Here is a 25,360-nt window from a genome sequence, read left to right as displayed (position 1 = left end):
CTAGTCGAAAGACGGGAGTGAGCATGGATTGGCGAACCCTATTCTGAAACTTCGGTGTACGGCACTGCAGACGAGCTGCGGGGATGGCGATTCAAGCCAGGTGCGGTAGCACTAGCGGTAGCGCTAGGGAAGTCAGAAAGGTGGAGTTCGCGGTGAGCATTCTTTTAATATAAAAAGTTTATGCCGATTGTGTCAAGCAAAAGCTAGCAAAAGTCACGACTGCGCGCGTCGAGCTTCCCGAGCAGGTGCGACATGTCGACAAGGCGCTTGGCCACGAGGTGCCTGACTTCTCCTTCGCGCTGCCACACGCCGTACACGCCCAGCAGCGACGCATTCAGCACTTCGCGCCGCTGCTGCTCGACGAGCTGGGGCCAGACGATCACGTTGATGTTGCCCGTCTCGTCCTCGATGGTCAGGAACAGCACGCCCTTCGCCGTGCCGGGGCGCTGGCGCACGGTGACGATGCCGCAGGCGCGCGCCAGCTGGCCATTCTGGAAATCGTGCAGCACGTCGGCCGGCAGGAAGCGCTGCGCCAGCAGCCGGTCGCGCAGCAGCGCCAGCGGATGGCGGCCGAGCGTGAGGCCCTGCGCGCGGTAGTCGCCGACGATCTCCTCGCCCTCCTGCGGCGCGGGCAGTTCGGGCACATCCTCGACGGGCGCCGTGGGCTTCAATAAATCCTTGTCCGGCACGGCGCCCGCTGCTTCCCATAACGCCTGGCGGCGATGGCCCGCGAGCGGCCCGAGCGCATTGCCGGCGGCGAGCACCTGCAGGTCGCCGCGATCGAGTCCCGCGCGGCGCGCGAGGTCGGACACGCCCGCGAACGGCCGCAGCGCGCGCGCGAGCTCGATGCGCTCGGCCGCTTCCTGCCCCATCCCGCGCAGCATGCGCAGGCCGAGGCGCACGGCGGGCTGGCCACGCGCCTGGTCGTCGAGATCTTCCAGCGTGGACTCCCAGGAACTGATCGTGATGTCGACGGGCCGCACCTCGATGCCGTGCCGGCGCGCGTCCTGCACGAGCTGCGACGGGCTGTAGAAGCCCATCGGCTGGCTGTTCAACAGCGCGCACAGGAACGCGGCGGGTTCGTGGCACTTGAGCCAGGAACTGGCATACGCGAGCAGCGCGAAGCTGGCCGCGTGCGATTCGGGAAAGCCGTATTCGCCGAAGCCCTGGATCTGGCTGAAGATCTGTTCCGCGAACGACTGGTCGTAGCCCTTCGCCAGCATGCCGCCGACGATGCGCTGGTAGTATTTTTCGAGCCCGCCCTTTCGCTTCCACGCGGCCATCGCGCGGCGCAGCTGGTCCGCCTCGCCTGGGGTGAAACCGGCCGCGAGAATCGCGACCTGCATCACCTGCTCCTGGAAGATCGGCACGCCCAGCGTGCGTTCCAGCGCGACCTTCATGTCCGGGCTGGGGTACACGACGGGCTCCTTCTGCTCGCGCCGCTGCAGGTAAGGATGGACCATGCCGCCCTGGATCGGGCCGGGGCGCACGATCGCGACCTGGATCACGAGGTCGTAGAACGTCTTCGGCTTCATCCGCGGCAGCATGCTCATTTGCGCGCGCGATTCGATCTGGAAGACGCCGACCGTGTCCGCGCGGCGGATCATCGCGTAGGTGGCCGGGTCCTCGTGCGGGATGTCCTGCATCTCGAACGTCGTGCCGTGGCGCAGGCCGACCAGTTCGAACCCGCGGCGCAGCATCGACAGCATGCCGAGCGCCAGCACGTCGACCTTCATGAGGCCCAGTTCCTCGAGGTCGTCCTTGTCCCACTGGATCACGCTGCGGTCCTCCATCGTCGCGTTCTCGATGGGGACGAGGCGCGACAACTGCCCGCGCGCCATCACGAACCCGCCCGGATGCTGCGACAGATGGCGCGGAAAGCCGAGCAGGCGCTGCGCCAGCGATGCCCATTGCTGCGACAGCGGCGCCTCCCGATCGAGCCCGCTCTCGGCCAGGCGGTTCAGGAGGTCGGCCTTGCTGTCGAACCAGTGGTGCTGCTTGCAGACCTTGTCGACGATGGCGAGGTCCACGCCGAGCGCGCGGCCGCTGTCGCGCAGCGCGCTTTTCGGCCGGTAGCTGATGACGACGGCCGCCAGCGCCGCCCGCGTGCGCCCGTATTTGCGGTAGATGTACTGGATGACTTCCTCGCGGCGCTGGTGCTCGAAGTCGACGTCGATGTCGGGCGGCTCGTTCCGCTCCTTGGAGATGAAACGCTCGAACAGCAGGTTGCCCCGCGCCGGATCGACTTCCGTGATGCCCAGGCAGTAGCACACGGCGGAATTGGCCGCCGACCCGCGGCCCTGGCACAGGATCTGTTGCGAGCGCGCGTAGCGCACGATGTCATACACGGTGAGGAAGTAGTGCTCGTAGCGCATCTCGGCGATCAGCGCGAGTTCGTATTCGATCTGCGCCTGGACCTTCGCGGGGATGCCTTCCGTGAAGCGCCGGTGCGCGCCGATCCACGTCTGTTCGCGCAGGTAGCTCGCGGCCGTGTGGCCGGCCGGGACGACTTCGTCCGGGTATTCGTAGCGCAGCTCTTCCAGCGAGAACGTGCACAGGCGCGCGATGCGCACCGTCTCGTCCAGTGCCGCGCGCGGATAGATGTTCGCGAGGCGCACGCGCGAGCGCAGGTGCTGCTCCGCGTTCGGCGCGAGCTGGTAGCCGCATTGCGCCACGGGCTTGCCGGCGCGGATGGCCGTCATCGTGTCCTGCAGCGGCTTGCGCGAGCGGACGTGCATCGTCACGTGGCCGCACGCGACGATGCGCATGCCGTGCTGCCACGCCACTTCCTCGATGGTGGCGCGGTGCGCGTCGTCGAACGCGCGATGCAACAGCGTCAGGCCGAGCCACGCGCGGCCGGGAAACGTCTGCGCCAGCCACGCGGCCTGCCGGTGCAGGCGGTCGACGTCGTCCGGCATATGGCCCGGGTACGCGGGCAGCAGGATCGCCAGGCAGTCCGGCATGCCGCGCAGGTGCTCGAGACCTTCGGGCGGCGCGTCGAAGTCGGACGGATGCAGCCGGTACGTGCCCTTCTCGCTGCGCGTGCGGCCCAGCGTGATCATCTCCGACAGGTTGCCGTAGCCGTTGCGGTTCTGGGCCAGCAGCAACAACGACAACGCCCTGCTGCCATCCGGATGCTGCAAATGAAAATGCGCGCCGACGATGAACGGCAGCCTGGCCCGCTTCGCTTCCGCATGCGCGCGCACGACGCCGGCCAGCGAGCACTCGTCCGTCAGCGCCAGCGCCGTGTAGCCCAGCTGTACGGCGCGGTCCACCAGTTCTTCCGCATGCGACGCGCCTTGCAGGAACGAAAAGTTCGACAGGCAAAACAATTCCGCGTACGCCGGCAACCCCGCCGCCGCGCCGAGATGAGGATCAAACGTAGGCGGCATCAAGCGGGTTGGCGGAAGATCTGACATGGTTTTTTAGTCAAAATAGTGTATTATGAAATACTGTATATAAACCCAGTATAGCTGACGACCCCGTCCTTGCCAAATATGCACATCCATTCCCTGCGCTGCTTCGGTGCCCGCCCGGGTACCGGCAACCCGGCCCTCGTCATCGAGGACGGCGACCACGATCCCGACGCCCGCCTGGCGCTTGCCCGCGCGCGCGACACGACCTGCGTCTTCATCGATGCCGGTGCGGACGGTGCGCTATCAGTCGATTACTACTACCCGCACAAGCGCAGCCCGCTGTGCCTTCACGCGACGCTGGCCGTGGCGGCCGTGCTGTTCGCGCGCGCGCCGCATGCGGGCCCGATCGCCGTGCGCACGGCGATCGAGGGACAACCACTGGAACTGGTGCGCGGCGGCGATGATTATTTCGTGCGGCTGTCCCCGCAGCAGGTGGCAGCGCAAGACATCACGGTCGGCACGGCTGCCGAACTGCTGGGCGTGCCGGTGGCGTCGCTGGCCACGCCGCCGCGCGTGGCGTCGGTCGGGAGTCCCAAGCTGCTCGTCAAGGTGGCCGATACGGACGCGTTGTATGGCCTCGCGCCCGACCTCGCGCGCATCGCCGCGTGGAGCAAGGACGCCGGCATCAACGGCATCTACGCGTGGTGCCGCCGGGACGACGGCACGTTCGAGGGCCGCAACTTCAACCACCTCGACCCGCGGCTGGAAGACAGCGCGACGGGCGTCGCGGCCGGTGCGCTGACGGCACTGCTCGGCCTCGGCATCCGGCTGCGCCAGGGCCGCGCGACGGGCGGCGAATGCCTGATCCGCACGCGCAGGGAAGGCGGCGCCATCCTCGTCGGCGGCGCAGTGGAAACGTCTTGAATGACAGGTATTAACTGCAGGTGTTGTACCCCCAACCCACTTCATCAAGGAGACCGAAATGGAACGGAACGTCGTAGGCTGGTTCGAAATCTATGTGGACGACATGAAGCGCGCCCGCGCTTTCTATGAAGCCGTGTTCGAAGCAAAACTGGACAACCTCGCGCCGGAAGGCGATGCCTCCGGCCTGGAGATGTGGGCCTTCACGGGCGACCCGAATGCCGGCGGCGCGGCCGGATCTATCGTCAAGATGGAAGGCTGCAAGGCGGGCGGCAACAGCACGATCGTCTATTTCAGCTGTGCCGACTGCGCCGTCGAAGCGGCGCGCGCCGCCGCGAACGGCGGGCGCATCTTCAAGGACAAGTTCTCGATCGGGCAGTACGGCCACATCGCCCTCGTCGAAGATACCGAGGGCAACATCATCGGCCTGCACTCGATGCAATAAGTCAGGCCTGGGGCGCCATCCAGGCCAGTTCCCAGATATGGCCATCGAGGTCTTCGAACCCGTGGCCATACATGAAGCCGTGATCCTGCGGCGGCCGCGGCGCGCGGCCGCCGGCAGCAACGGCTTTCGCCACCAGCGCATCCACCTCCTCGCGGCTCTCGCAGCTCAGGCAGACGAGGACCTCCGTCGCTTCCTTCGCCTGCACGATGGGCTTGTCGACGAACGTCTTGAAGAACGGTTCCGTCAGCAGCATCGCGTAGATACTGCCGTCCGCGATCACCATGCACGCGCCGCTCTCGTTGGTGAACTGGGGATTGAACGTATAGCCCAGCGCCTCGAAGAACGCCTTGGATTTGTCCAGGTCCTTGACGGCCAGGTTGACGAAGATCTGCTTGTTCATGATGCCTCCTAGTGTTGGGTGAAAGTGGATGCCACATGCCTACGACGAACGGGGCATCACGAAATCGACACCGTCTTCAAAAGTTTTTTTAACACCGGGGTCAGAGCCCGGATTTTGGAAATTTCCCAAAATCGGGCTCTGACCCCGGTTTGAGATTTGTCAGCCGGCCAGGAAGCCGCTCAGCTTTGCAAGGTCGATATTGCCGCCGCTGACGAGAATCCCCACCTTCTTGCCGCGCAATTCTTCCTGCATGCGCCGCGCCGCCGCGAAGCCGAGACAGCCGGTCGGCTCCACGACGATCTTCATGCGCTCGGCAAAGAAGCGCATGCATTGCACCAGTTCGTCGTCGGTGGCCGTCAGGATGTCGTCGACGTCGCGCCGGATGATCGGGAACGTCAGGTTGCCCAGGTGCTGGGTCTGGGCGCCGTCGGCGATGGTCTGCGGGGTGTCGATGTGCACAATGGCGCCCGAACGGAACGATTGCTGGCCGTCGTTGCCGGCCTCCGGTTCCACGCCGTACAGGCGGCAGGACGGAGACAACGCGCGCGTGGCCAGCGCGGAGCCGGACAGCAGCCCGCCGCCGCCCAGGCACACGAAGAACGCGTCCAGCGGGCCCACTTCCTCGAACAATTCCTTCGCGGCCGTGCCCTGCCCCGCGATCACGTCCGGGTGGTCGTACGGCGGGATCAGGGTGAGGCCGTGCTTCTGCGCGAGGTCGCGGCCGATCTGTTCGCGGTCTTCCGTGTAGCGGTCGTACATGACGACGTTGCCGCCGTAGCCCCGCGTGGCGGCGACCTTGGCGGCGGGGGCGTCCTGCGGCATCACGATCGTGGCGGGGATGCCGAGCAGTTTTGCCGACAGCGCGATGGCCTGCGCGTGGTTCCCCGACGAGAACGCGACGACCCCGGCGCGGCGCTGCTCGGGCGAGAACTTCATCAGCGCGTTGTACGCGCCGCGGAACTTGAAGGCGCCCATGCGCTGCATGTTCTCGCACTTGAAAAAGACCTGGGCGCCGAAGGCGTCGTCGACGGTACGCGACGTGAGCACCGGGGTGCGGTTGGCGACGCCGGCGATCCGGGATGCCGCCTGGACGACGTCATCGTAAGTGGGGAGCGGAATGGAGCTCATCCTGTTTTCCTTTTGGGCTGTTGGATGGCAGGCATTCTACTCAGCCCGGAACGGACGCGTCGAGGATCGCGTATAACTCCTGCAAATCGAGCGGCTTGACGAGGTGGTGGTCGAAGCCGGCGGCCAGCGAGCGGCGGCGGTCGCTGTCCTGGCCATAGCCCGTCGTGGCGACGAGCAGCGCGCCGGCGGTGGCCGGGTCGGCGCGCAGGCGCTGCGCCAGCATGTTGCCGTCCATGTCCGGCAGGCCGATGTCGATGAGGCAGGCCTGCGGCCGCTCCGCGCGCGCGCGTTCGAGCGCGCGCTGCGGCTCGTGCTCGACCGAGACGCGGTGCCCCGCCGCCTCCAGCAGCATGGCCAGCATGTCGGCGGCATCCGCGTTGTCGTCCACGACGAGGATGCGCAGCACGCGTAGCGTCTCCGCGGCCAGCACCGCCTGCGCATCCGCAGACGCGGCCATCCCGCCCGCGAGGCGCGGCAGGGACACATGGAAGGTGCTGCCCCGCCCCAAGCCCGGGCTGGCGCAGCCCGCCGTGCCGCCGTGCAGTTCGACGAGGCTCTTCACGAGGGCGAGGCCCAGTCCGAGGCCGCCCGTCGACCGGTCCGACGTGCGCTCGGCCTGCGCGAACAGGTCGAACGCGCGCGCCACGACGTCCGGCGTCATGCCGACGCCGTCGTCGGTCACGCTGAACGTCACGCGCGTCTCGTCCGCCGCGACGGTCACGCGGATCGAGCCGCCCTCGCGCGTGTATTTGGCGGCGTTGTTGAGGATGTTGCTGACAACCTGCACGAGACGCTTGCCGTCGCCCAGCACGAGGGTTGCTTCCGATGCGAGGTCCAGCTTCAGCGTGTGGCCACGCGCCGCGACGAGCGGGGCCACCTGCTCCACCGCGTCGCGCACGACATCCTTCACGTCCAGCGCCGTGCGCTCCAGCGTGATCAGGCCGCGCGTGACGCGCGACACGTCGAGCAGGTCGTCGATCAATTCCGTCATATGCCCCACCTGGCGGCCGATGATCTGGCTCGTCGTGCGCACCCGGTCCGCATCGAGGCGTCCCGTCTGCAGCAGCGTGGCCGCCGTGCCGATCGGCGCCAGCGGATTCCTCAGCTCGTGCGCCAGCATGGCGAGGAATTCGTCCTTGCGGCGGTCGGATTCCTTCAGCTTTTCTTCGGCCAGCTTGCGCTCGGTGATGTCGCTGGCGACGCCGAACCATTCCTCGATCGCGCCATCCTCACCCACGATCGGCACGGCTCGCGACAAGGTCCAGCCGATGCTGCCGTCCACGCGCAGCACGCGCTGTTCGAGTTCGAAGACGGACCGGGTCGCGATCGCCTTGTCGATCGCGGCGAGCATCCGCGGCTGTTCCTCCGGGGGCACATAGTCCTGCACCCAGGACTGCACCGGCTCCGAGGTGTCCTTGATGAAGCCGCGCCCGTCCACCGGCCGCATCTCGCACCAGTCGGCGCTCATGCTGTAGATGACGTCGGACGTGGCGGCCGTCAGCGCCTGGTAGCGCGACGTGGCCCGGTCCAGCTGGCGCCGCTGCGCCGCGCGCGCCTGCTCCGCCTCGACCTTGTCGGTGATCTCGATGACGGTGGCCAGTACTCCCGCGACAAGGCCGTCGGCACCGCGCACGGGGCCGTAGTACAGGTCGAACCAGGATGCGCGCGGCCCGCCGTCGCGCTCGAGCAGGAAGCTGACGTTATCGTGGGTTTCATGGTTGCCGGCGAGGCAGTTGGCCAGCATGCGGCCGTTGAAATCCCAGGCTTCGGGCCAGGCATCGCGCAGCGGGCCGCCGAGGACGGCCGGATGCCGCTGGCCGCACACGACCGCGTAGCCGTCGTTGTACAGCAGGATGCCGTCCGGCCCCCACAGCAGCGCGGTCGGCACCGGGCTCTCGAGCAGGGTGTCGACGAGGCCGCGCAGCCGTTCCGGCCAGCCGGACACCGCGCCGAGGGGCGTGGCGCCCCAGTCGCGCGTGCGGATCAGGGCCGCGATGTCGCCGCCGGCGTAAGGCCATTCCATGTCGTCCATGCGTCCCCGCCTTCCGGAACAATCAAATTCATCAATTCTAACACCCGGCATGAATTCCCGATATGGATGAGCTTGTTGCGGTTATGAGACGTCCATTGGTTGCCTTCATGGAAATTCATTAATATGCAATTTTTCCCTGGAGCCTATCCCTTGAAACTCACAACGATTCGCCAGTCCGTCCTGCTGGGCCTGTATGGCAGCGCGGCTCTGGCTCTTGCGCCGGCCGCCTTCGCACAAAATGCCACCGCCCCCGCCGCTTCCGACGCCACTATCCAGAGCGTCAACATCGTCGGCTCGCGCCGCGTCGGCAACACGTCGTCCACCGATACCCCGGTTCCCGTCGACTACATCCCGCTGACGAAGGCCGCCGAGCAGAGCGGCCAGTTCGACCTCGCGCAGACCCTGGCCAACATCTCGCCCTCGTTCAACTCGACGCGCCAGACCGGTGCCGACGGCGCCGACCTGGTCGACTCCGCCGCCCTGCGCGGCCTGGGTTCCGACCAGACCCTCGTGCTCGTGAACGGCAAGCGCCGCCACACGACGGCCCTCGTGAACCTGTTCGGCGCGCGCAACCGCGGCAACACGGGCACGGACATGAATGCGATCCCCGTCCTCGCCATCAAGAGCGTGCAGGTGCTGCGCGACGGCGCCGCCGCCCAATACGGCTCGGACGCCATCGCCGGCGTCATCAACGTGGAAATGCGCAAGGACCTGGGCTGCGAAGCGGTCGCCGGTTTCGGTGAATATTCCAAGCACGACGGCAAGAACTGGCTCGCGTCGGCCTACTGCGGCGTGGCCGTGGCGGATGGCGTGCTGGGCATCACGGGCGAATACTACGACCGCGGCCGCTCCAACCGTTCCGACCCGGGCAGCCTGCGCATCATCGGCGACACCAAGTCGAAGAACGAGACCGTCTACGTGAACGGCGAATTCCCGGTCGGCCCGGGCAAGCTGTACGTGACGGCCGGCGCCCAGACGCGCGACGCATCGTCCGCGGCATGGGCGCGCGGCGGCATCGGTTCCGACGACATCCCGTCGCGCAACTCGGCCGCCATGTACCCGGGCGGCTTCGTCCCGTTCATCAACGGCGACATCGACGACCGCTACGGCATCATCGGCTACCGCACCCGCATCGGCGAATGGGCCAGCGATTTCTCGCAGACCTATGGCTACAACCGCATGCGCTACGACATCGCGCACACGCTCAACGCGTCGATCGCGAACCTGGACCTGATCAACGGCGGCAAGGGCATCAGCCCGTCGCAGTTCGACGCCGGCGGCTTCTCGTTCCGCCAGCTGACGACCAACGCCGACTTCAGCCGCTTCTATGACGACATCCTCGGCGGCCTGAACGCCGCGTTCGGCTTCGAGTACCGCAAGGAGAACTACCAGATCTTCGCGGGCGAGCCGGGCTCGTACAACGACGTCGACGGCCTGGGCTTCGGCGGCAATGCCGGCAGCCAGGGCTTCCCGGGCTTCCAGCCGGGCGACGCCACCTCGCGCGACCGTCACAGCAGCGCCGCCTACCTCGACTTCGAGGCCGACATCGCCCCGCGCACCAAGCTGCAGGCCGCGGTGCGCCACGAGCGCTACTCCGACTTCGGCTCGACGACGACCGGCAAGGTGGCCGGCGCCTTCAAGGCCACGGACGACCTGCTGCTGCGCGCATCGGCCAGCACGGGCTTCCGCGCACCGTCGCTGCAACAGGTCTACTTCTCGTCGACCTTCACCGACTTCGTCAGCGGCGTGCCGATGGACGTCGTGCTTGCGCCGAACGGCGGCAAGGTCGCCAACGCGGCCGGCATCCCGAAGCTGCATGAAGAAAAATCGAAGAGCTACACGCTGGGCGCGACGTGGACGCCGACGAAAGCCATCTCCGTCACGGCCGACCTGTACCACATCCAGATCGACAACCGCATCGTGCTGTCGGGCCGCTTCGACGCCGACAACTACCCGGCCCTGGGCGCCATCCTGCAAAACCTGGGCGTGGGCCAGGCGCAGTTCTTCGTGAACTCCGTCGACACCCGCACGCGCGGCCTGGACCTGACCGCGTCGCACCGCACCAACCTGGGCGCCGGCAAGCTGGCCACGTATCTCGCCATGAACTTCAGCAAGACCGAAGTGACGGGCGTGCATGCCCCGGCCGCGCTGGCGGGCTACGAAGACGTGCTGCTGTCCGAACGCGAGCGCCTGTTCATCGAACAGGGCGGCCCGCGCCGCAAGGCCACGCTGGACTTCGACTACACGTTGGGCCAGCTGGAATCGGACTTCCGCATCATCCACTACGGTCCGCAGACGCTGGGCACGTTCTCCGGTTCGCCGGTGCCGAACCAGTACTACAAGGCCAAGACGTCGGCCGATCTCGCGTTCACGTGGTCGTTCACCGAGAAGACCAAGCTGACCGTCGGCGGCACGAACATCTTCAACGTGCATCCGACCCAGCAGAATCCGGATGAGACGGATAACGGCTTCAAGTACGAAAGCGTGCAGTTCGGCCTGAACGGCGCCGCCTACTTCGCGCGTCTGTCGCACAAGTTCTGATGCATCGGCAGCGCCAAAGCGCTTAGGCGCACTCAAAACCGTCATCCCCGCGCAGGCGGGGATCCAAGCTCTGCATGCGTTACGACAGCGCGTGCAAATTGGGTCCCCGCCTCCGCGGGGACGACGTTCAGGATCACGTTTCCGTAGCGAACTGGACGCATCTCCCAAGCATCTTCGCTTAACGCACACGAAACGAAAAATCGAGTCCGTACAACCTGTGTTATGTTTTATCGCTGATGCATACCAGGCTGTCGACGGATCGATATGAGCTTCCCTAACGAAACCTCAGTGCCCGACAAGGTTGCGGTCGGCCCGATAGAACCGCCCCTGCTGTCGCTCGTCGTGCCGTTCTACAACGAGCAGGAGATGATCCCGCACTTCTTCAGCGGCGTGATCCCGGAACTCGAACGCATTCCGAACATCCGCTTCGAGATCCTGTGCGTGAACGACGGCAGCCGCGACCGCACGCTCGACTCCCTCATCGCCTACGCCCACGCGGATGCGCGCGTGCGTGTCGTCGATCTCACGCGCAATTTCGGCAAAGAGGCGGCGCTGACGGCCGCCATCTTCGAAGCGCGCGGCGACCTCATCGTGCCGTTCGATGCGGATCTCCAAGACCCGCCCGACGTCATCGGCAAGCTGGTCGAGAAATGGCGCGAAGGGTACGACGTCGTGCTGGCCAGGCGGGCCAACCGCGAATCCGATTCGCTGCTGAAAAAGTGGACCGCGCAATTCTTCTACCGTATCCACAACGACATGGCCGACCTGCCGATCCCGGAAAACGTCGGCGACTTTCGCCTGTTCACCCGTAACGTCGCCAATGCCCTGAAAACGTTGCCGGAATCCTGCCGCTTCATGAAGGGTTTGTTTGCCTGGGTGGGCTTCAAGACGGCCGTCGTCGAATACAAGCGCGCACCGCGCGCGGCGGGCAAGACCAAGTTTTCCGGCTGGAAGCTGTGGAATTTTGCGCTGGAAGGCATCACCAGTTTTTCGACGCTGCCGCTGCGCATCTGGACGTACCTCGGCGTTTCCGTGGCCATCTTTGCGCTCACGCGCGCCGTCTGGCTCATCATCCGCACGATGCTGTACGGCGTTGACGTGCCCGGCTATGCGTCGCTGGCGACCGCGATCCTGCTGCTCGGCGGCATCCAGCTGATCGGCATCGGCGTGCTCGGCGAATACGTGGGCCGCATCTATCTCGAATCGAAGGGACGGCCCGTATACCTCGTGCGCAAGCGCTACGAAAAGGCGATGGCCCATGCCTGAACGCGGCGGCGTGGGCCGCTTCCTGATGTACGCGGCGGTGGGTGCCGCCGGCACGGCCGGGCATTACGCCTTCCTGCTCACGGCCGTCTCGCTCGGCGTGCTGGCGCCCGTGCCGGCGTCCGTCATCGGCGCGCTCGTCGGCGCCGTCATCAACTTCGTGCTGAATGCCGTCGTCACGTTCCGCGGCCATGCACATTCCCATCCGCATTCCCATCTTACTTGGCGCACGGCCGCGCGCTTTTTCGCGACGGCCGGCGTGGCCGCCGCCCTCAACGGTGCCGCGATGGCCGTGCTCGTGAACGGCGTGCGCCTCGACTATCGCCTGGCCCAAGTCCTCGTGACGGGCACCCTGCTGTGCGCCACCTATGTCGTCAATTCGCTATGGACATTTCAAGCCAGCAAAGCCCGTTGAATCCCATTTCGGCGACCGTCCCGCGCGAGCACGATGCATCACAGGCCCGCTTCTGGACGCTGGCCCTGCTCGTGACTGGCCTCGCCCTGCTGCTGCGCCTGCCGACGCTGGCCGGCCGCTCGCTGTGGCTGGACGAGACGTACAGCGCGTGGTTCGCCGCCGTCCCGCTGCGCGAGCTGTGGACGAGCGTGCCGCTGTACGAGACGCATCCGCCCTTCTATTACACGCTGCTCAAGGGCTGGACCGCGCTGTTCGGCACGCACGAGGCGGAGATGCGCAGCCTGTCCGTCCTCGCCAGTGTGCTCACCGTGTTCGCGCTGCCCGCCGGCGCGCGGTTGGCGCGGCTCGGCGCGAAGGCGGAGCGCGTCGCGCTGCTGGCCGCCCTGTTCCTCGCCGTGAACGCGGCCAGCATCCAGTATGCGCAGCAGGCCAGGCCGTACGCGATCCAGGCACTGGCGGGGTCGCTGGCCGTGTTCTTTGCGGGCATGCTGGTACTGTCCTTCGTACGCCCGGACGCGCGGCGGTGGCAGTGGATCGCCGGCCTCGCCGTCAGCGCGGGCCTCACAATGTGGCTGCACAACACCGGCGTGTTCGCCGCGCTGGGCTTATGGACGGGGATGTCGGTCGCGCTGCTCATGGCGACGCCCGGCCCGCGCCGCCCGCAGATCCTCGCCGTGGCGGCGGCCGGCATCGGCGCGCTGCTCGTGTGGTCACCGTTCGTGCCGATGCTGATCAAGCAGAACGCGGCGATGGCCCATCTGTCGTACTGGATCCGTTTTACGCCCCGTAACGTCACCGCGGCGTGGACCGTCATCAGTGGCGGGCAGGTGCTGCACTATCCCGTCGCGCTGCTCGTGCTGCTGGGGTTTGCCTGGCTGTGGCAGCGGGCACGTGCTCATTTCTGGCTGCTCGCGTGCGTACTCGTGCTGCCGATCCTCGCGCTTGCGGGCTACAGCTATTTCGTGAAACCCGTCTTCCTGTCGCGATTGTTCCTGTGGCTCGGGCCGTTGGGGATGGTGTTGCTGGCGCTGGGTGTCGTGCGCCTGCCGCCGCGCTGGCGCCTGCCCTCGACCGCCGTCGTGCTGGCGTTGTCCGCGTATGCCGTGCTGGGCTTTTATCGCTCGCACACGGAAGACTGGCGCGGGATGCTGGCGCAGGTAGCGCGCGAGAGCCGGCCGGGCGACGTCGTGCTCGCGTTCCCGAACGAGGTGCAGATGCCCGTCACGTATTACATGAGGACGGGGCCGGCCGTCGCCTATCTGCCGGGCCCCTTCCCCGCGCTGCACCTGCCGCGCACGTACACGGGCAATTCCGGCGCACCGAACATCGCGCCGGAGGACGTCGCGCGGCTCCGGGCGCTGACGGCCGAGCACCCGCGCGTGTGGCTGATCGAGCGGCTGGCGAATCTGTACGATCCGGCCGGGATCGTGATGAACGAACTGGGAAGCCGCTATCGGCTGGTGAAAACCATCGAAGGGAACGGGGCGAATATCCGGCTGTACGAGGCCGTCACGCCGGGAACGTAACGGTGGCTTCCAGCCCGCCCAGGCGCTTCGACTCGCCCAGCGCCAGGGACGCCCCATGCCGCTCCGCGATCGACTTGATGATGGCGAGACCGAGCCCGCTGCCCTTCACGTCGCTGCCCGGCACGCGATAAAAGCGGTCGAACACGCGCTCGCGTTCCGCCGGCGGGATGCCCGGGCCGCTGTCTTCCACGGTCACGGTCACGCCGCGGTTTTCCGCCACCACCGACACGTCGACCGTGCCGCCCTCCGGCGTGTACTTGATCGCATTGTCGATGAGGTTGCGGAGCAGGATCATCAATGCGTCCGGCTGCCCGTCCACCTCGCCGCTGTCCGCGCGCTGCAGGCCGATATCGATCTGCTTCGCGGCCGCGACACTCGCCAGTTCCGCGACGGCCCGCTTGGCCGCGCCGGCGATGTCGACCGGCTGGCGCGGCGCGCCGCCCGCGACGCTCGCTTCCTGGCGCGCCAGCACGAGCAGTTGCTCGACGAGGCGCGTGGCACGTTCGATGCCGGCCGTCAGGCGGGCGACGGCAACGCGCTTCGCGTCCGGACTGTCCGACCGCTCCAGGCTCTGCACCTGCAGCTTCAGGGCGGCGAGCGGCGTGCGCAGCTCGTGCGCGGCGTCGGCGACGAAATGCTGCTGGGCGTCGAATGCCGTGCGCACGCGGCCGAACAGCAAATTCAATTCCTGCACGAGCGGGCGCACCTCGTCCGGCAAACCGGCTTCGGACACGGCGGACAGGTCGTCCGCCTGGCGCGACGCCACCTGCTTGCGCACGCGCGCGACGGGTTCCAGCGAGCCGCTGACGACCCACCACACGACCAGCATCAGGATCGGCATCATGACGGCGATCGGGCCCAGCGTGCGCAGCGCGAGATTGCTCGCCATGCTGCGCCGCACGGCGAGGTCCTGCGCGACCTGCACGGTCTGGTTATCGGTCTGGATCGAGAAGATGCGGTACGTGGTGCCGTTCGCGCGCACGTTGGAAAAGCCCAGCACGGCGCGCTGCGGCAGGTGCGCGTGCGACGCGCTGCGGAACACGCGCACGCCGTCCGGCGACCAGACCTGCACGACGAGGTCGTCGTTGCCGGTGATCGGGGTGTCGGCGTTGGCGTCCTCGGTGCTCGTCAGCGGCACGCGCGAACGCAGCGACAGCGCCATCTGCTGCATGTGGTAGTCGAAGATCTGGTCGGCGTCGTTGAGGGCGGTGCGATACGCGATGGAAGCCTGCGCGACGGCCGCGATGGTGATCGCCGCCAGCAGGAACCACAGCAATCGCCCGCGCAGGGAATGCGTGACCCGGACTTTCATAAGGATGCCTTCACACCTTCGGGACCATGTAGCCCACGCCGCGCACGTTCTGGATCAAGTCGCTGCCCAGCTTCTTGCGCAGGCCGTGGATATAGACCTCGACGGCATTGCTGGACACTTCGTCGCGCCAGCTGTACAGCTTTTCCTCGAGCTGGGCACGCGACAGCACGGCGCCGGGCCGCGCGACGAGCGCTTCCAGCACGGCCCATTCGCGCGCCGACAGCACGACCGGCTGGCCGTCGACCAGCACTTCGCGCGTGGCGGGATTCACGGCGATGTTCTTGTATTCGAAAATGGGCTCGGCGCGCCCGGCGGCACGCCGCAGCAGCGCGCGGATGCGCGCCAGCAGTTCGTCGAGATCGTAGGGTTTGAGGACGTAGTCGTCCGCGCCGGCGTCGAGCCCGGCGATACGCTGGGAGACGGCGTCGCGCGCCGTGGCGACCAGCACCGGGGTGCGGTCCTTGCGGGCGCGCATCGCGCGCAAGACCTCGAGCCCGTCCTTGCGGGGCAGGCCCAGGTCGAGCACGACGAGGTCGTAGTTCTGGTTCTGCATGAGGGCCGTGTCGGCCATCTCGCCATCCTTGACCCAGTCGACGGCGTAGTGCTCGGCCCTCAGCAGGTCGAGCACTACTTCGCCGATCATCGTATCGTCTTCCACCAGCAGCAGCCGCATCCAATCCCCCGATTCTCAGAAACCCTGCCGGTCAAACACGACGATGACTTCTTAGCCGATTCGGACAGGGATGAAGATCTTCTCATCCCCACGCTGGATCAGCAAGGCCACGGACTTCGACGACTTGCCGACCACCTCGCGCACCTGCGCCACCGACGACACCGGCTTGCCGTTCACGGCCAGCAGCAGGTCGCCCGGCTGCACGCCCGCGGCCTGCGCCGCGCCGCCCGCATCCTCGATCACGAGGCCGGAAGGCAGGCCTGCCTGGCGGCGCTCCACCGGGTCCAGCGGACGCAGGGCCAGGCCCAGCTTGCCGCCGCCGTCGTTGCCGGCCAGGTTGTCGCGGTCGTACGGATCCGGCTTGTCGTTCGCATTGCCCAGCGTGGCGTTCAGTTGCACGACTTTGCCGTCGCGCCAGACTTCCAGCGCCAGCTTGTCGCCCGGCTTGGCCACCGACACCATCGCCGACAGGTCGCCGCCGCTGATGATGGGCTGGCCGTTGACCTTGCGGATCACGTCGCCCGACTTCAGGCCGGCCTTGTCGGCCGCGCCGCCGCGTTCGACGTTCGACACGAGCGCGCCGTCCGGCGAATCCAGCTTGAATGCGTCGGCGAAGCTCTGGCCCACATCCTGCAGGCCGACGCCCAGCTTGGCATGGTGCACCTTGCCGGTCGCGACGATCTGGTCCTTGATGCGCACGGCGACGTCGATCGGGATCGCGAACGACAGGCCCTGGTAGCCACCCGTCTGGCTGAAGATCTGCGAGTTGATGCCGACGACCTCGCCGCGCGTGTTGAACAGCGGGCCGCCCGAGTTACCCGGGTTGACCGCGACGTCCGTCTGGATGAACTGCACGCCATTGTTGTCGATGGTGCGGCCTTTCGCGCTCACGACGCCGGCCGTCACGGTCGACTCCAGGCCGAACGGCGAACCGATCGCCAGCACCCATTCGCCGACCTGCAGGTTGCGCGTGTTCCCGAGCGGGACGACGGGCAGGTTCTTCGCGTCGATCTTCAGCACGGCGACGTCGGTCTTCGGATCGGTGCCCAGGACTTTCGCGCGGTATTCGCGGCGGTCCTGCATCTTGACCGTGACTTCGCTGGCATCGCGCACCACGTGCGCATTCGTCAGGATGACGCCGTCCGGGCTGACGATGAAGCCCGATCCGGCGCCGTAAACGAGTTCCCCGCGTCCGTTGCCGCCGCGCGGTTGCTGCGGTTGAAAGCGGCGGAAGAATTCGAAGAACGGATCGTCCTCGTCGAACTGCGGCATCTGGCGCTGCGACACCTTCGTCGTACCGACGACGCGGATGTTCACGACGGCCGGGCCGTTGTGCGAGACGATCCTGGTAAAGTCCGGCAGCGCCGTGCCGGCCGGATTGCCCGTCACTGGCGCCGGCGTGGCCGCCACGGGAGCCGGGGTGGCAGCAGCAGCGGTGGCTGCCGCAGCGGCGGCGGCCGTGGCGTTATTGTGTTCGACTGCGATCGCGCCCACCGCGCCGCCAATGACACCGGCCGCGCACAGGGCCAGCGTGAGACGTTTTGCGGTGATGGCAGTAACGGTACCTTGGTTAGGCATTGACGTGCTCCCAGATTGGAAAAAGTGGTTCTGAAAACTGCTCTTTTCGTAGGGAGTATATTGGCGCAGCAGTCTTAGACGTCCCTTAAGGTTGGGAACGGCGGCGCTTGGCCACTTTCGCGACGGAGGCGCGCAGGCTCACGCTGACGGGGAAGGTGCGCGTGACGGGGCGGTTGAAGCCGTAGCACAGGTTGAGCAGCTCGGCGATGCCGTTTTTCGTCATCTCGCGCCAGGGGATGTGCACGGACGTCAGACGCGGCGCCGAGTATGCGGCGGCGGGCGCGTCGTCGTAGCCGATCACGGACACGTCCTGCGGCACGCGGATGCCCGCTTCGTGGAAGTACGACAGCGCGCCCAGCGCCATCTCGTCGTTGGCGCAGAACAGCGCCGTGAAGGGCCGCCCGGACGCCACCAGTTCCATCGCGGCGGCGCGCCCCTCGGCCGAGGAAAAGTCGCGCTCCGAGATCCAGATATCGCCGGTGGCGATGCCCGCCCCGGCCAGTTCGTCCATGAAGCCGGCGATGCGGTCGACGTTGTCGGCGGCGGTGCCTGGCCCGGCGATGACGGCGATCTCGCGGTGCGCATGATCGAGCAGCGCCCGCGCCGCCAGCCGCCCCCGAGCTTGTGGTCGACCGTGAAGCACTGGCCGGGGATGCCGTCGAAGCTGTCGTTCAGGGCGACCACGCGCTCGCGCTTGGAGCCCAGCGCGGCGAGGTCGTCCTCGGTGAGCGGCGACGTGAAGAGGACGACGCCGTCGCACCCGCGCTCGATGAGGAAGTTGACACCGTCGATGGCCTGGCGCCGCTCGTCCTCGCGGCTGACGCCGAACGCCACCATCATGTGCATGCCGGCGCCGCGCAGTTCCGTGTCGATGATCTGCAGGATCGACGTGTAGAAGGTGCCGGACAACAGGGGGATGTACACGCCGATCATGCGCGACGTGCCGTACAGGAGGGAGCGCGCCGCGTGCGACGGCCGGTAGCCCAGTGCGGCGATGGCCTTCTGCACGCGTTCCAGCTTGGCCTGCGACACCGATCCCTTGCCGCGCACGACGCGCGATGCGGTGCCCAGGCCGACCCCAGCCATGCGGGCCACGTCCTTGATGGTTGACACTTGTCTCCCCGGTTAGTCTGGTTTTTGGGCCCAAGCATACTGCAAGCCTGGACACTTGGCTACGTGCATAAACCCGTCGTCCCCGCGAAGGCGGGGACCAAAGTTGCTTGCGTCGCCGATACGTGTGCAAATTGGGCCCCTGCCTGCGCAGGGGCGACGGTTTTGCGTGAAGCGCTTCTGCTGACTCCTCATGGCGCCGCCCGCCACGTGAACGTCGCGACGCTGGCCGCCGGCAGCGTGTAGCGGAACGCCTCCGTCCCCACGCGCACCGTGAACGCGCGCGGCTGCGCGTCGCCGTTCGCCACGAGCAGCGCGTACGAACCGTCGGGATTGACGAAGGCGACGTTGTTCTCCCCGGTCGTCGCGATGCGGTGCGCGCCCGGCGGCACGAAGCGGCTGGCGTGGGCCAGTGCGTAATACTCGACGTTGCGCGTGACGGCGCCGGTGGCCGCATCGATGGTCACGACGCCGCGGCAGTCCTTGCAGCCGCCCAGGTGCGGGCCGTCGTTGGCATCGAGCGCGAGGTTCCAGAACAGGACGCCGCGCGCCCAGTTGCGCGTCGTGTCGATGACGAGCGTCTTCGCGAAATATTGCAGGTTCTTCGACCAGTCCGGCGCCCAGCGTCCGCCGGAACACTCCGTGAACCACGTGTCCTTGGCCGGGAACAGGTCGTGCAGCCGGCCCTGCGCGCGCACGTCGCCGCCGTAGCAATGCCACGCGATGCCGCTCACGTACTTTGCCGCGCGCGGATCGGACAGCACGATTGCGGGGGACTCCGGCTCGTCCCAGTTGTGGTCCCAGTCGAAGATGGCGGTGCCGGGGTGCGAACGCGCCAGCAGCGGCCCGAGATGGTCGCGGATGAACGCGGCGCGCTTGTGGGGGTCGACGCGCATGCCGGGGTAGTTGTCCGGCTCGAAGTGCGGCTCGTTCTGCAGGGTGAGCGCGGAGATCGTCACGCCCTGCTCCCGCATCGCGTCCACATAGCGGCCCAGGTAGCGCGCAAACGCATCGAACGCCTCGGGCTTCAGCGTGCCTTTCACGAGGCTGTCGCTCGTCTTCATCCAGCCCGGCGCGCTCCACGGCGACGCCATCACTTTCAGCTGCGGATTGATGGCCAGCGCGGCCTTCACCGTCGGCAGCACGGTGCCTTTCTGCGCGTCGATCGAGAAGTGCTTCAGCTGCGGATCGGACTGCCCCGGCGGCATGTCGTCGAAGCTGTAGTGGGTGCGCGAAAAGTCGGAGGCGCCGATCGTCAGGCGCGTGAACGACAGGCCGATGCCCTCGCCTGCCCGTCCGAACAACTGGCGCAGCAGCGCGTCGCGCCGGGCCGGGTCCAGGTGCTGGATCAGGTCCGCGGAAGCATCCGTGATCGCGGCGCCGAAGCCTGCGATCTGCTGGTAGCGCGTGGACGGGTCGACGACGATCGTCGCGGCGCCAGCGGACGCCTCCAGGCGTGCGTCGGCGGCGCGTGCCAGTAGCTGCGACTGGTCGCCGGTGGTGATCCAGGCCTGGACCGTGGCGGCGTGGACCTCCGGTACCAGCGCGACGAGCGCGGCCAGTACGGACAGGATAAGACGGGGTTTCTGCATGCGGCTCTCCTCGGATTGGAAACGTTGCCAAACTTGCGGCGCCAACTATAGCAGAAAAGAAAAAAGGCGCCGAAGCGCCTTTTTTTCGAGGGGGACGACGCGATTACGCGGCGTGCTGTTGCTGGCCCGGTTGTTCCAGCACTTGCACGTTGTCGGTGTTGCCGTTGGCATCAGCGATCGCGATCTTGCGCGGCTTGAATGCTTCGGGCACTTCGCGCACCAGTTCGATGGTCAGGATGCCGTTGTCGAAGCCGGCGCTGACGACCTTCACGTGGTTGGCCAGCTGGAAGCGCTGTTCGAAATCGCGCTGGGCGATACCGCGGTGCAGGAAGGTGCGCTGCACGTCATCCTTTTGCTTGCGGCCGGTCACGAGCAGGGTGTCGCGTTCGGAGGTGATCTCGATTTCGTTGCGGGTGAAACCGGCGAGCGCCATCACGATGCGGTATTTGTCTTCCGACACCAGTTCGATGTTGTACGGCGGGTAGCTCGGCGCGCTTTCGGCGCGTTGCTCGAGCAGGTTCACCAGGCGGTCGAAGCCGATTGCGGAACGATACAGGGGGGACAGGTCAAAAGTACGCATGATTCGATATCCTCTAAAAAGTACAAGCGATAAGTTGACGGACCTCATCGTGAGCATCCGTTGGAACCAATCTAATGGCCACCCCACCCCTTTTCAAGTCGTACAAAATATCTTTTTTAAGGCCTGTTTTAAAATTTTATTTGGATCGCTGCCGCCTGGAATCTAGGCCGGTGGCGCGGTGCTACACTCGGCCGTTTACGTTTCTTCCCTTTAGGTTTCAGCCAATGACCGCTTCCAAGTTCGCTTCGTCCGTTTCAGCCGCCGCGCTCGCGCTGGCGCTCGCCTTTCCGGCACATGCCGACGTGCCTGCCCCGGTCGACCAGCCCTACCCCGGCACCATCGTGCTGAACGTCGATGCGACCGATCTGTCGCAGCAGGTCTTCCGCATGCACATGACGATTCCGGTGAAGCCCGGTCCCCTCACCCTGCTGTATCCGCAGTGGCTGCCCGCGAACCACGGCCCGAACGGCCCGATCACGCAGCTGGCGGGCCTGAAGTTCACGGCGAACGGCAAGTCCGTCGAATGGAAGCGCGACCCGGTGCACGTGTACGCGTTCCACCTGACCGTCCCCGAGGGCGCGACGAGCCTGGAGGCCGAATACCAGTACCTGTCGCCACTGGAATCGGGCCAGGGCCGCATCACGATGACGGACGACATCCTCGGCGTGCAGTGGATCTCGACGACGCTGTACCCGGCCGGCTACGTCGCGCGCGGCATCAACGTGCAGGCGAACCTCAAGCTGCCCGCGGGCTGGCAGTACGCCACCGCGCTGGAGACGGACAACCGCGCCGGCGACGACGTCCACTTCAAGGCGAGCGACCTGGAGACGCTGATGGATTCGCCGCTGTTCGCGGGCCGCTACAGCAAGCGCTTCGACCTCGACCCGGGCGGCAAGGTGCCCGTCCGCCTGAACGTGTTCGCCGACAGCCCGGAAAGCCTGGAGGCGAAGCCCGAGCAGATCGCGGCGCACCGCGCGCTCGTGCAACAAGCGTATAAACTGTATGGTTCGTATCACTACGACCACTACGATTTCCTGTTCGCGCTGTCCGACGAATTCGGCGGCATCGGCCGCGAGCACCACCAGTCCAGCGAAAACGGCGTCAAGCCGGGCTATTTCACCGACTGGGCCAAGAGCGAGGCCGGGCGCGAGCTGCTGCCGCACGAATTCACGCACTCGTGGAACGGCAAGTTCCGCCGCCCTGCCGGCCAGAACGTCCCCAACTTCAACACCCCGATGGACAACGAGCTGCTGTGGGTGTACGAAGGCCAGACCCAGTACTGGGGCAACGTGCTGGCCGCGCGTTCCGGTCTCGTCTCCGCCACCGGCGCACGCGACGCGCTGGCCGCGAGCGCCGCGCGCTACGACAGCATCGCGGGCCGCGCGTGGCGCGCCGTGCAGGACACGGTCTACGACCCGATCCTCAACGCGCGCCGCGGCCTGGGCTGGCCGAACTGGCAGCGCAGCGAGGACTACTACGTCGAGGGCATGCTGATCTGGCTGGACGTCGACACGCGCATCCGCGAACTCTCGGGCGACAAGCGCTCGCTGGACGATTTCGCGCGCGCCTTCTACAGCGTGAACAACGGCAGCCACCTGCCCGCGTTCTACACGTTCGACGACGTCGTCGCGGCACTCCAGAAAGTCCAGCCGTACGACTGGGCGCCTTTCCTGCGCGCGAAGCTGGACGGCCACGGCCCGGGCGCCCCGCTGGACGGCCTCGCCCGCGCCGGCTGGAAGCTGGTCTACACGGACACGCCGACGGACTACCTGAAGGGCGTGGACGACCGCAACAAGGTGCTGGACCTGACCTACTCGCTCGGCTTCACGGTCGCGCAGGACGGCGCCGTGCGCAACGTCGTGTGGGACGGCATCGGCTTCCGCGCAGGCCTCGCCGCCAACACGACCGTCATGGCCGTCAACGACCGCGTGTACAAGCCGGAACTGCTGAAGGCCGCGATCAAGGATGCGAAGGACGGCAAGCCCATTCGCCTGCTCGTCAGGAAGGGCAACGTGCTGCGCACGATCTCGCTCGACTACCGCGGCGGCCTGCGCTACCCGCGCCTGGAGCGTATCGAGGGTACGAAGGACCGTTTGACGACGATCTTCTCGGCGTTGAAGTAAGTCATCACAGGTAAGTCATCAAACTGTCATATTTGCCCCGTAAGCTGGACCTGCCGACAACAACAAACAGGGGGGCAACATGAAGTGGATCCAGGAACTGCGCGCCGCACGGCTGCGGCGCACCTCGCCCTGGCAGGCCGAATTGGCGGACCTGCCGGCGGGACTGGAAAGTTACTGGCGCGCGAGCGCCCCACGCGAATACGAAGGCATCCGGACGGATGCCTTTTTTTTCGCCCGCGCGGCGGAAGGCCTGCTGCGCTTCTTCGACGCGGTCCGGCACAGCGGCCGGCCGTGCGCCCTGCCGTCGGAGGCGGCTGACTCCGTGTGGCACGCGTGGCTGCGCTGGAACCCGATATCGCTGGAACGCTTTTGCGTGCGTCACTTCGGGGCGGTCGTGCCGCACGTGGAACGGGCGGCGCTCGTCGGGAACGCCCTGCTGCACACGTTCGCGGCCTGCCGCGAACGCGACGGCATCGCGCCGCGCAGCATGCGCCTGCCCGCGCTGTTCGGCCTGGACGCGCTGCTGCGCATGCCCGGCGGGCACGGTTACTGGAGCCGGGCCGGCGAGATCGTCCACGCGCGCCTGAACGAACGCGGCCGCGGCAGGTGGCGCGCGCGGCCGCATCCGGAACTGGCGCTCACGGTGCTGGTTGCGGCGGGCGTCGTCGACCGGCAGCTGCTGGCCGCCCACCTGGGTCGGCGTGAGGCCGGCGCCGACGGGAGTTCCTGCGGCGGCATGGCCTTCGCGGACGGTGGCGACGCCTGCGCCGATGGCGGCGGCAGCGACGGCGGTGGCGACGGCGGGGGCAGCGGGTGCGGCAGCAGCTGCGGTGGCGGCTGCGGCGGCGGCGGCGGCGACTAGGATGCGCGGATGATCGCCGCCAGCTCGTCGGCCACCTGCCGTCCCAGCAGATGGATGTGCCACCCGTCGACGAAGCCGTGATGCGCCTGCACGGAAAACGGCAGTTGCAGGCCGTCCGGCCCGTCGCGGAAACGGCCCCACGCGAACGACGGGATGTCCGGCGTGGCGATGGATGCCATCGGATGCTGGATCGACGTGAAATCGAGCCACGGCATGCAGGTGACGAACACCTGGTCCTTCGCATCGCGCGGCGACATCGTGCGGTATTTGACGTTCAGCTCCGTCATGTTCGAGGCCTGTTCCCGAGCAGCGAGGCCGCGCGCGACGAATTCGCGCACGTCGTCGGACCAGTCGAACTGCGCGAAATTCAGGTCGCCGTGCTGGTTCATCACGGTGAACGACGGCACGAGGCGGTCGATGCGGATGACCTCACCGTCCACGATCCGGTAACGGAAGTTCTCCACCTTCAGCACGGCGCGCAGCACGGCGCACAGCATCACGTGGAATGGTGCCAGCCCCTGCTCCTTGCACCACGGCCGGAAATCCGGCACGTCGAGCGTGAAGCACAGGTTGACCGCGGGGCTTTCCATGCGGTCGAAGAAGTCGAAGCGGTCGCGCCGCCGCTCGAAGTCATGCATGCGCGGCCCCCGCGTCGAGATAGCGCGCGCTCCAAGCCGAGATGACGCCGGCCACGTACGCGGCGTCCTCGCGCCGCGTGATCAGGTGGTCCATGCCGTCGAGCGAGATGAAACTCTTCGGATGCTGCGCCAGTTCGAAGATGCGGGTGGCATTGTCCATGCTGACGGTATCGTCCTGCGGCGCGTGCATCACGAGCAGCGCGCGGCCGAGGGTGGCGATCTTCTCGTGCAGTTGGTGCCGGCCGGCGTCCTCGACGAAGTGCTGGCGGATGTTGAAATCGCGCCCGGCCAGTTTTACCCGCGCCTCGCCCAGTTGCGCGATCGTGTCGAGGTGCTCGCCCAGCAGTTTATTGACGACGTAGTGCGGATCGCTGGGCGCCGCGATCGTCACGATGGCCTTCGCCTCCGGCACACGCTGGGCCGCCGCCAGCACGGCCGCGCCGCCCAGACTGTGGCCGATCAGGAGCTGCGGCGCCGCGAATTTGTCGCGCATATAGTCGGCGGCCGCGACGAGGTCTTCGACGTTGGACGAAAAATTGGTGTCGGCAAAATCGCCGTGGCTGGCCCCGAGGCCGGCGAAGTCGAAGCGCAGCACGGCCACGCCCAGGCTCGCGAGGCCGCGCGCGATGAAGGTGGCGGCCAGCACGTCCTTGCTGCAGGTGAAGCAGTGGGCAAAGATGCCGTAGGCGCGCGGCGTGCCGGTGGGGGCGTCCAGCTTGGCGGAGAGCTTGCCGTGGGGGCCGGGAAAGTCGATACGTTCGGTGAGCATGATGGTTCCGTGTTCGTTGCAGTGCGCATTGTGGAACAAGCCGGGAATCTTTGCTTGAAATCGCGTTCCGCAGGTGGAAATGCGTGAGCTTTCAGG

General features: G+C 66.9%; 20 protein-coding genes and 1 pseudogene. 8 read left to right on the top strand and 13 right to left on the bottom strand.

Translation table 11 applies throughout. The features are described from left to right. Positions 1-203: 203 nt before the first annotated feature. Entirely contained in the window at positions 204-3,392 is a 3,189-nt protein-coding gene (locus tag P0M04_RS16055) for an error-prone DNA polymerase (RefSeq protein ID WP_259451569.1), read from the bottom strand. A gap of 105 nt (positions 3,393-3,497) precedes the next feature. Here P0M04_RS16055 and P0M04_RS16050 point away from each other — a divergent pair, with 105 nt between their 5' ends. Together P0M04_RS16050 and P0M04_RS16045 are read left to right on the top strand one after the other, a co-directional pair. Beyond that, a complete protein-coding gene (locus P0M04_RS16050) occupies positions 3,498-4,280 on the top strand; it encodes a PhzF family phenazine biosynthesis protein (protein ID WP_259451570.1) in 783 nt (260 codons plus the stop codon). A 58-nt stretch (positions 4,281-4,338) separates the two neighbouring features. Next, positions 4,339-4,722: a VOC family protein gene (locus tag P0M04_RS16045; protein ID WP_259451571.1), complete on the top strand. Its 384-nt coding sequence runs from the start codon at positions 4,339-4,341 to the stop codon at positions 4,720-4,722. A gap of 1 nt (position 4,723) precedes the next feature. On the opposite strand, the gene P0M04_RS16040 is transcribed toward P0M04_RS16045, so the two are convergent. The 3 genes from P0M04_RS16040 to P0M04_RS16030 all read right to left on the bottom strand — a co-directional run bounded on the left by P0M04_RS16040 (position 4,724) and on the right by P0M04_RS16030 (position 8,282). Continuing rightward, positions 4,724-5,122, bottom strand: coding sequence for a VOC family protein (locus tag P0M04_RS16040; RefSeq protein ID WP_259451572.1), 399 nt, complete (start codon positions 5,120-5,122; stop codon positions 4,724-4,726). A gap of 159 nt (positions 5,123-5,281) precedes the next feature. Further along, a complete protein-coding gene (locus P0M04_RS16035; RefSeq protein WP_259451573.1) occupies positions 5,282-6,250 on the bottom strand; it encodes a threo-3-hydroxy-L-aspartate ammonia-lyase in 969 nt (322 codons plus the stop codon). Between the two features lie 40 nt (positions 6,251-6,290). Continuing rightward, the gene (locus tag P0M04_RS16030) at positions 6,291-8,282 is read right to left on the bottom strand and encodes a hybrid sensor histidine kinase/response regulator (RefSeq protein ID WP_259451574.1); all 1,992 of its coding nucleotides are present in this window, start codon (positions 8,280-8,282) and stop codon (positions 6,291-6,293) included. Between the two features lie 150 nt (positions 8,283-8,432). Here P0M04_RS16030 and P0M04_RS16025 point away from each other — a divergent pair, with 150 nt between their 5' ends. From P0M04_RS16025 to P0M04_RS16010, 4 genes are all read left to right on the top strand, one after another. Then, the gene (locus P0M04_RS16025; RefSeq protein ID WP_281042433.1) at positions 8,433-10,823 is read left to right on the top strand and encodes a TonB-dependent receptor plug domain-containing protein; all 2,391 of its coding nucleotides are present in this window, start codon (positions 8,433-8,435) and stop codon (positions 10,821-10,823) included. Positions 10,824-11,087: 264 nt separating this feature from the next. After that, positions 11,088-12,089: a glycosyltransferase family 2 protein gene (locus tag P0M04_RS16020; RefSeq protein ID WP_259451576.1), complete on the top strand. Its 1,002-nt coding sequence runs from the start codon at positions 11,088-11,090 to the stop codon at positions 12,087-12,089. Continuing rightward, a complete protein-coding gene (locus tag P0M04_RS16015) occupies positions 12,082-12,501 on the top strand; it encodes a GtrA family protein (RefSeq protein WP_259451577.1) in 420 nt (139 codons plus the stop codon). Before P0M04_RS16020 ends, P0M04_RS16015 begins: the two co-directional genes overlap by 8 nt. Continuing rightward, entirely contained in the window at positions 12,498-14,027 is a 1,530-nt protein-coding gene (locus P0M04_RS16010; protein ID WP_259451578.1) for a glycosyltransferase family 39 protein, read from the top strand. Before P0M04_RS16015 ends, P0M04_RS16010 begins: the two co-directional genes overlap by 4 nt. Here P0M04_RS16010 and P0M04_RS16005 read toward each other — a convergent pair. The 7 genes and pseudogenes from P0M04_RS16005 to P0M04_RS15980 all read right to left on the bottom strand — a co-directional run bounded on the left by P0M04_RS16005 (position 14,011) and on the right by P0M04_RS15980 (position 20,872). Further along, complete coding sequence (locus tag P0M04_RS16005; RefSeq protein ID WP_259451579.1) at positions 14,011-15,339, bottom strand: ATP-binding protein; 1,329 nt, start codon at positions 15,337-15,339, stop codon at positions 14,011-14,013. The genes P0M04_RS16010 and P0M04_RS16005 overlap by 17 nt on opposite strands. Positions 15,340-15,349: 10 nt before the next feature. Then, positions 15,350-16,012 (bottom strand): response regulator, encoded by a 663-nt coding sequence (locus P0M04_RS16000; protein WP_056136559.1) that lies wholly within the window; start codon positions 16,010-16,012, stop codon positions 15,350-15,352. Positions 16,013-16,063: 51 nt separating this feature from the next. After that, complete coding sequence (locus P0M04_RS15995) at positions 16,064-17,590, bottom strand: Do family serine endopeptidase (RefSeq protein WP_259451580.1); 1,527 nt, start codon at positions 17,588-17,590, stop codon at positions 16,064-16,066. An 85-nt stretch (positions 17,591-17,675) separates the two neighbouring features. Next, positions 17,676-18,233, bottom strand: coding sequence for a substrate-binding domain-containing protein (locus P0M04_RS32790; RefSeq protein ID WP_307734414.1), 558 nt, complete (start codon positions 18,231-18,233; stop codon positions 17,676-17,678). A gap of 386 nt (positions 18,234-18,619) precedes the next feature. Continuing rightward, positions 18,620-18,676, bottom strand: a pseudogene (locus tag P0M04_RS32785) (hypothetical protein); the annotation flags it as partial. A gap of 215 nt (positions 18,677-18,891) precedes the next feature. After that, complete coding sequence (locus tag P0M04_RS15985; RefSeq protein WP_259451582.1) at positions 18,892-20,292, bottom strand: glycoside hydrolase family 30 protein; 1,401 nt, start codon at positions 20,290-20,292, stop codon at positions 18,892-18,894. A 103-nt stretch (positions 20,293-20,395) separates the two neighbouring features. Continuing rightward, positions 20,396-20,872: an Hsp20 family protein gene (locus P0M04_RS15980; RefSeq protein ID WP_105378364.1), complete on the bottom strand. Its 477-nt coding sequence runs from the start codon at positions 20,870-20,872 to the stop codon at positions 20,396-20,398. Between the two features lie 224 nt (positions 20,873-21,096). Here P0M04_RS15980 and P0M04_RS15975 point away from each other — a divergent pair, with 224 nt between their 5' ends. Both P0M04_RS15975 and P0M04_RS15970 read left to right on the top strand, forming a co-directional pair. Then, on the top strand, positions 21,097-22,995 hold the full coding sequence (locus P0M04_RS15975; RefSeq protein WP_259451583.1) for a M61 family metallopeptidase: 1,899 nt from the start codon (positions 21,097-21,099) through the stop codon (positions 22,993-22,995). Positions 22,996-23,074: 79 nt separating this feature from the next. Beyond that, entirely contained in the window at positions 23,075-23,857 is a 783-nt protein-coding gene (locus P0M04_RS15970) for a UCP032817 domain-containing protein (RefSeq protein ID WP_259451584.1), read from the top strand. On the opposite strand, the gene P0M04_RS15965 is transcribed toward P0M04_RS15970, so the two are convergent. Then, positions 23,854-24,495 carry a CatA-like O-acetyltransferase gene (locus P0M04_RS15965; RefSeq protein ID WP_259451585.1) on the bottom strand — a complete coding sequence of 214 codons (642 nt, stop codon included), beginning with the start codon at positions 24,493-24,495 and terminating at the stop codon, positions 23,854-23,856. The two genes, P0M04_RS15970 and P0M04_RS15965, sit on opposite strands and share 4 nt — an antisense overlap. Next, positions 24,488-25,264 carry an alpha/beta hydrolase family protein gene (locus P0M04_RS15960; RefSeq protein WP_259451586.1) on the bottom strand — a complete coding sequence of 259 codons (777 nt, stop codon included), beginning with the start codon at positions 25,262-25,264 and terminating at the stop codon, positions 24,488-24,490. Before P0M04_RS15960 ends, P0M04_RS15965 begins: the two co-directional genes overlap by 8 nt. Positions 25,265-25,360 lie beyond the last annotated feature (96 nt).

Source organism: Telluria mixta, from assembly GCF_029223865.1.
Classification (GTDB): domain Bacteria; phylum Pseudomonadota; class Gammaproteobacteria; order Burkholderiales; family Burkholderiaceae_D; genus Telluria; species Telluria mixta.
This window is presented reverse-complemented; position numbering and strand designations above follow the sequence as displayed.

Bases quoted from the DNA above. Each gene is read 5' to 3' on its own strand.
- P0M04_RS16020 (WP_259451576.1), top strand. From the start codon at position 11,088: ATGAGCTTCCCTAACGAAACCTCAGTGCCCGACAAGGTTGCGGTCGGC.
- P0M04_RS15985 (WP_259451582.1), bottom strand. From the start codon at position 20,292: ATGCAGAAACCCCGTCTTATCCTGTCCGTACTGGCCGCGCTCGTCGCG.
- P0M04_RS16015 (WP_259451577.1), top strand. From the start codon at position 12,082: ATGCCTGAACGCGGCGGCGTGGGCCGCTTCCTGATGTACGCGGCGGTG.
- P0M04_RS15960 (WP_259451586.1), bottom strand. From the start codon at position 25,264: ATGCTCACCGAACGTATCGACTTTCCCGGCCCCCACGGCAAGCTCTCC.
- P0M04_RS15975 (WP_259451583.1), top strand. From the start codon at position 21,097: ATGACCGCTTCCAAGTTCGCTTCGTCCGTTTCAGCCGCCGCGCTCGCG.
- P0M04_RS16040 (WP_259451572.1), bottom strand. From the start codon at position 5,122: ATGAACAAGCAGATCTTCGTCAACCTGGCCGTCAAGGACCTGGACAAA.
- P0M04_RS16000 (WP_056136559.1), bottom strand. From the start codon at position 16,012: ATGCGGCTGCTGCTGGTGGAAGACGATACGATGATCGGCGAAGTAGTG.
- P0M04_RS16050 (WP_259451570.1), top strand. From the start codon at position 3,498: ATGCACATCCATTCCCTGCGCTGCTTCGGTGCCCGCCCGGGTACCGGC.
- P0M04_RS16005 (WP_259451579.1), bottom strand. From the start codon at position 15,339: ATGAAAGTCCGGGTCACGCATTCCCTGCGCGGGCGATTGCTGTGGTTC.
- P0M04_RS16055 (WP_259451569.1), bottom strand. From the start codon at position 3,392: ATGCCGCCTACGTTTGATCCTCATCTCGGCGCGGCGGCGGGGTTGCCG.
- P0M04_RS15980 (WP_105378364.1), bottom strand. From the start codon at position 20,872: ATGCGTACTTTTGACCTGTCCCCCCTGTATCGTTCCGCAATCGGCTTC.
- P0M04_RS15965 (WP_259451585.1), bottom strand. From the start codon at position 24,495: ATGCATGACTTCGAGCGGCGGCGCGACCGCTTCGACTTCTTCGACCGC.
- P0M04_RS15970 (WP_259451584.1), top strand. From the start codon at position 23,075: ATGAAGTGGATCCAGGAACTGCGCGCCGCACGGCTGCGGCGCACCTCG.
- P0M04_RS16045 (WP_259451571.1), top strand. From the start codon at position 4,339: ATGGAACGGAACGTCGTAGGCTGGTTCGAAATCTATGTGGACGACATG.
- P0M04_RS16035 (WP_259451573.1), bottom strand. From the start codon at position 6,250: ATGAGCTCCATTCCGCTCCCCACTTACGATGACGTCGTCCAGGCGGCA.
- P0M04_RS16030 (WP_259451574.1), bottom strand. From the start codon at position 8,282: ATGGACGACATGGAATGGCCTTACGCCGGCGGCGACATCGCGGCCCTG.
- P0M04_RS15995 (WP_259451580.1), bottom strand. From the start codon at position 17,590: ATGCCTAACCAAGGTACCGTTACTGCCATCACCGCAAAACGTCTCACG.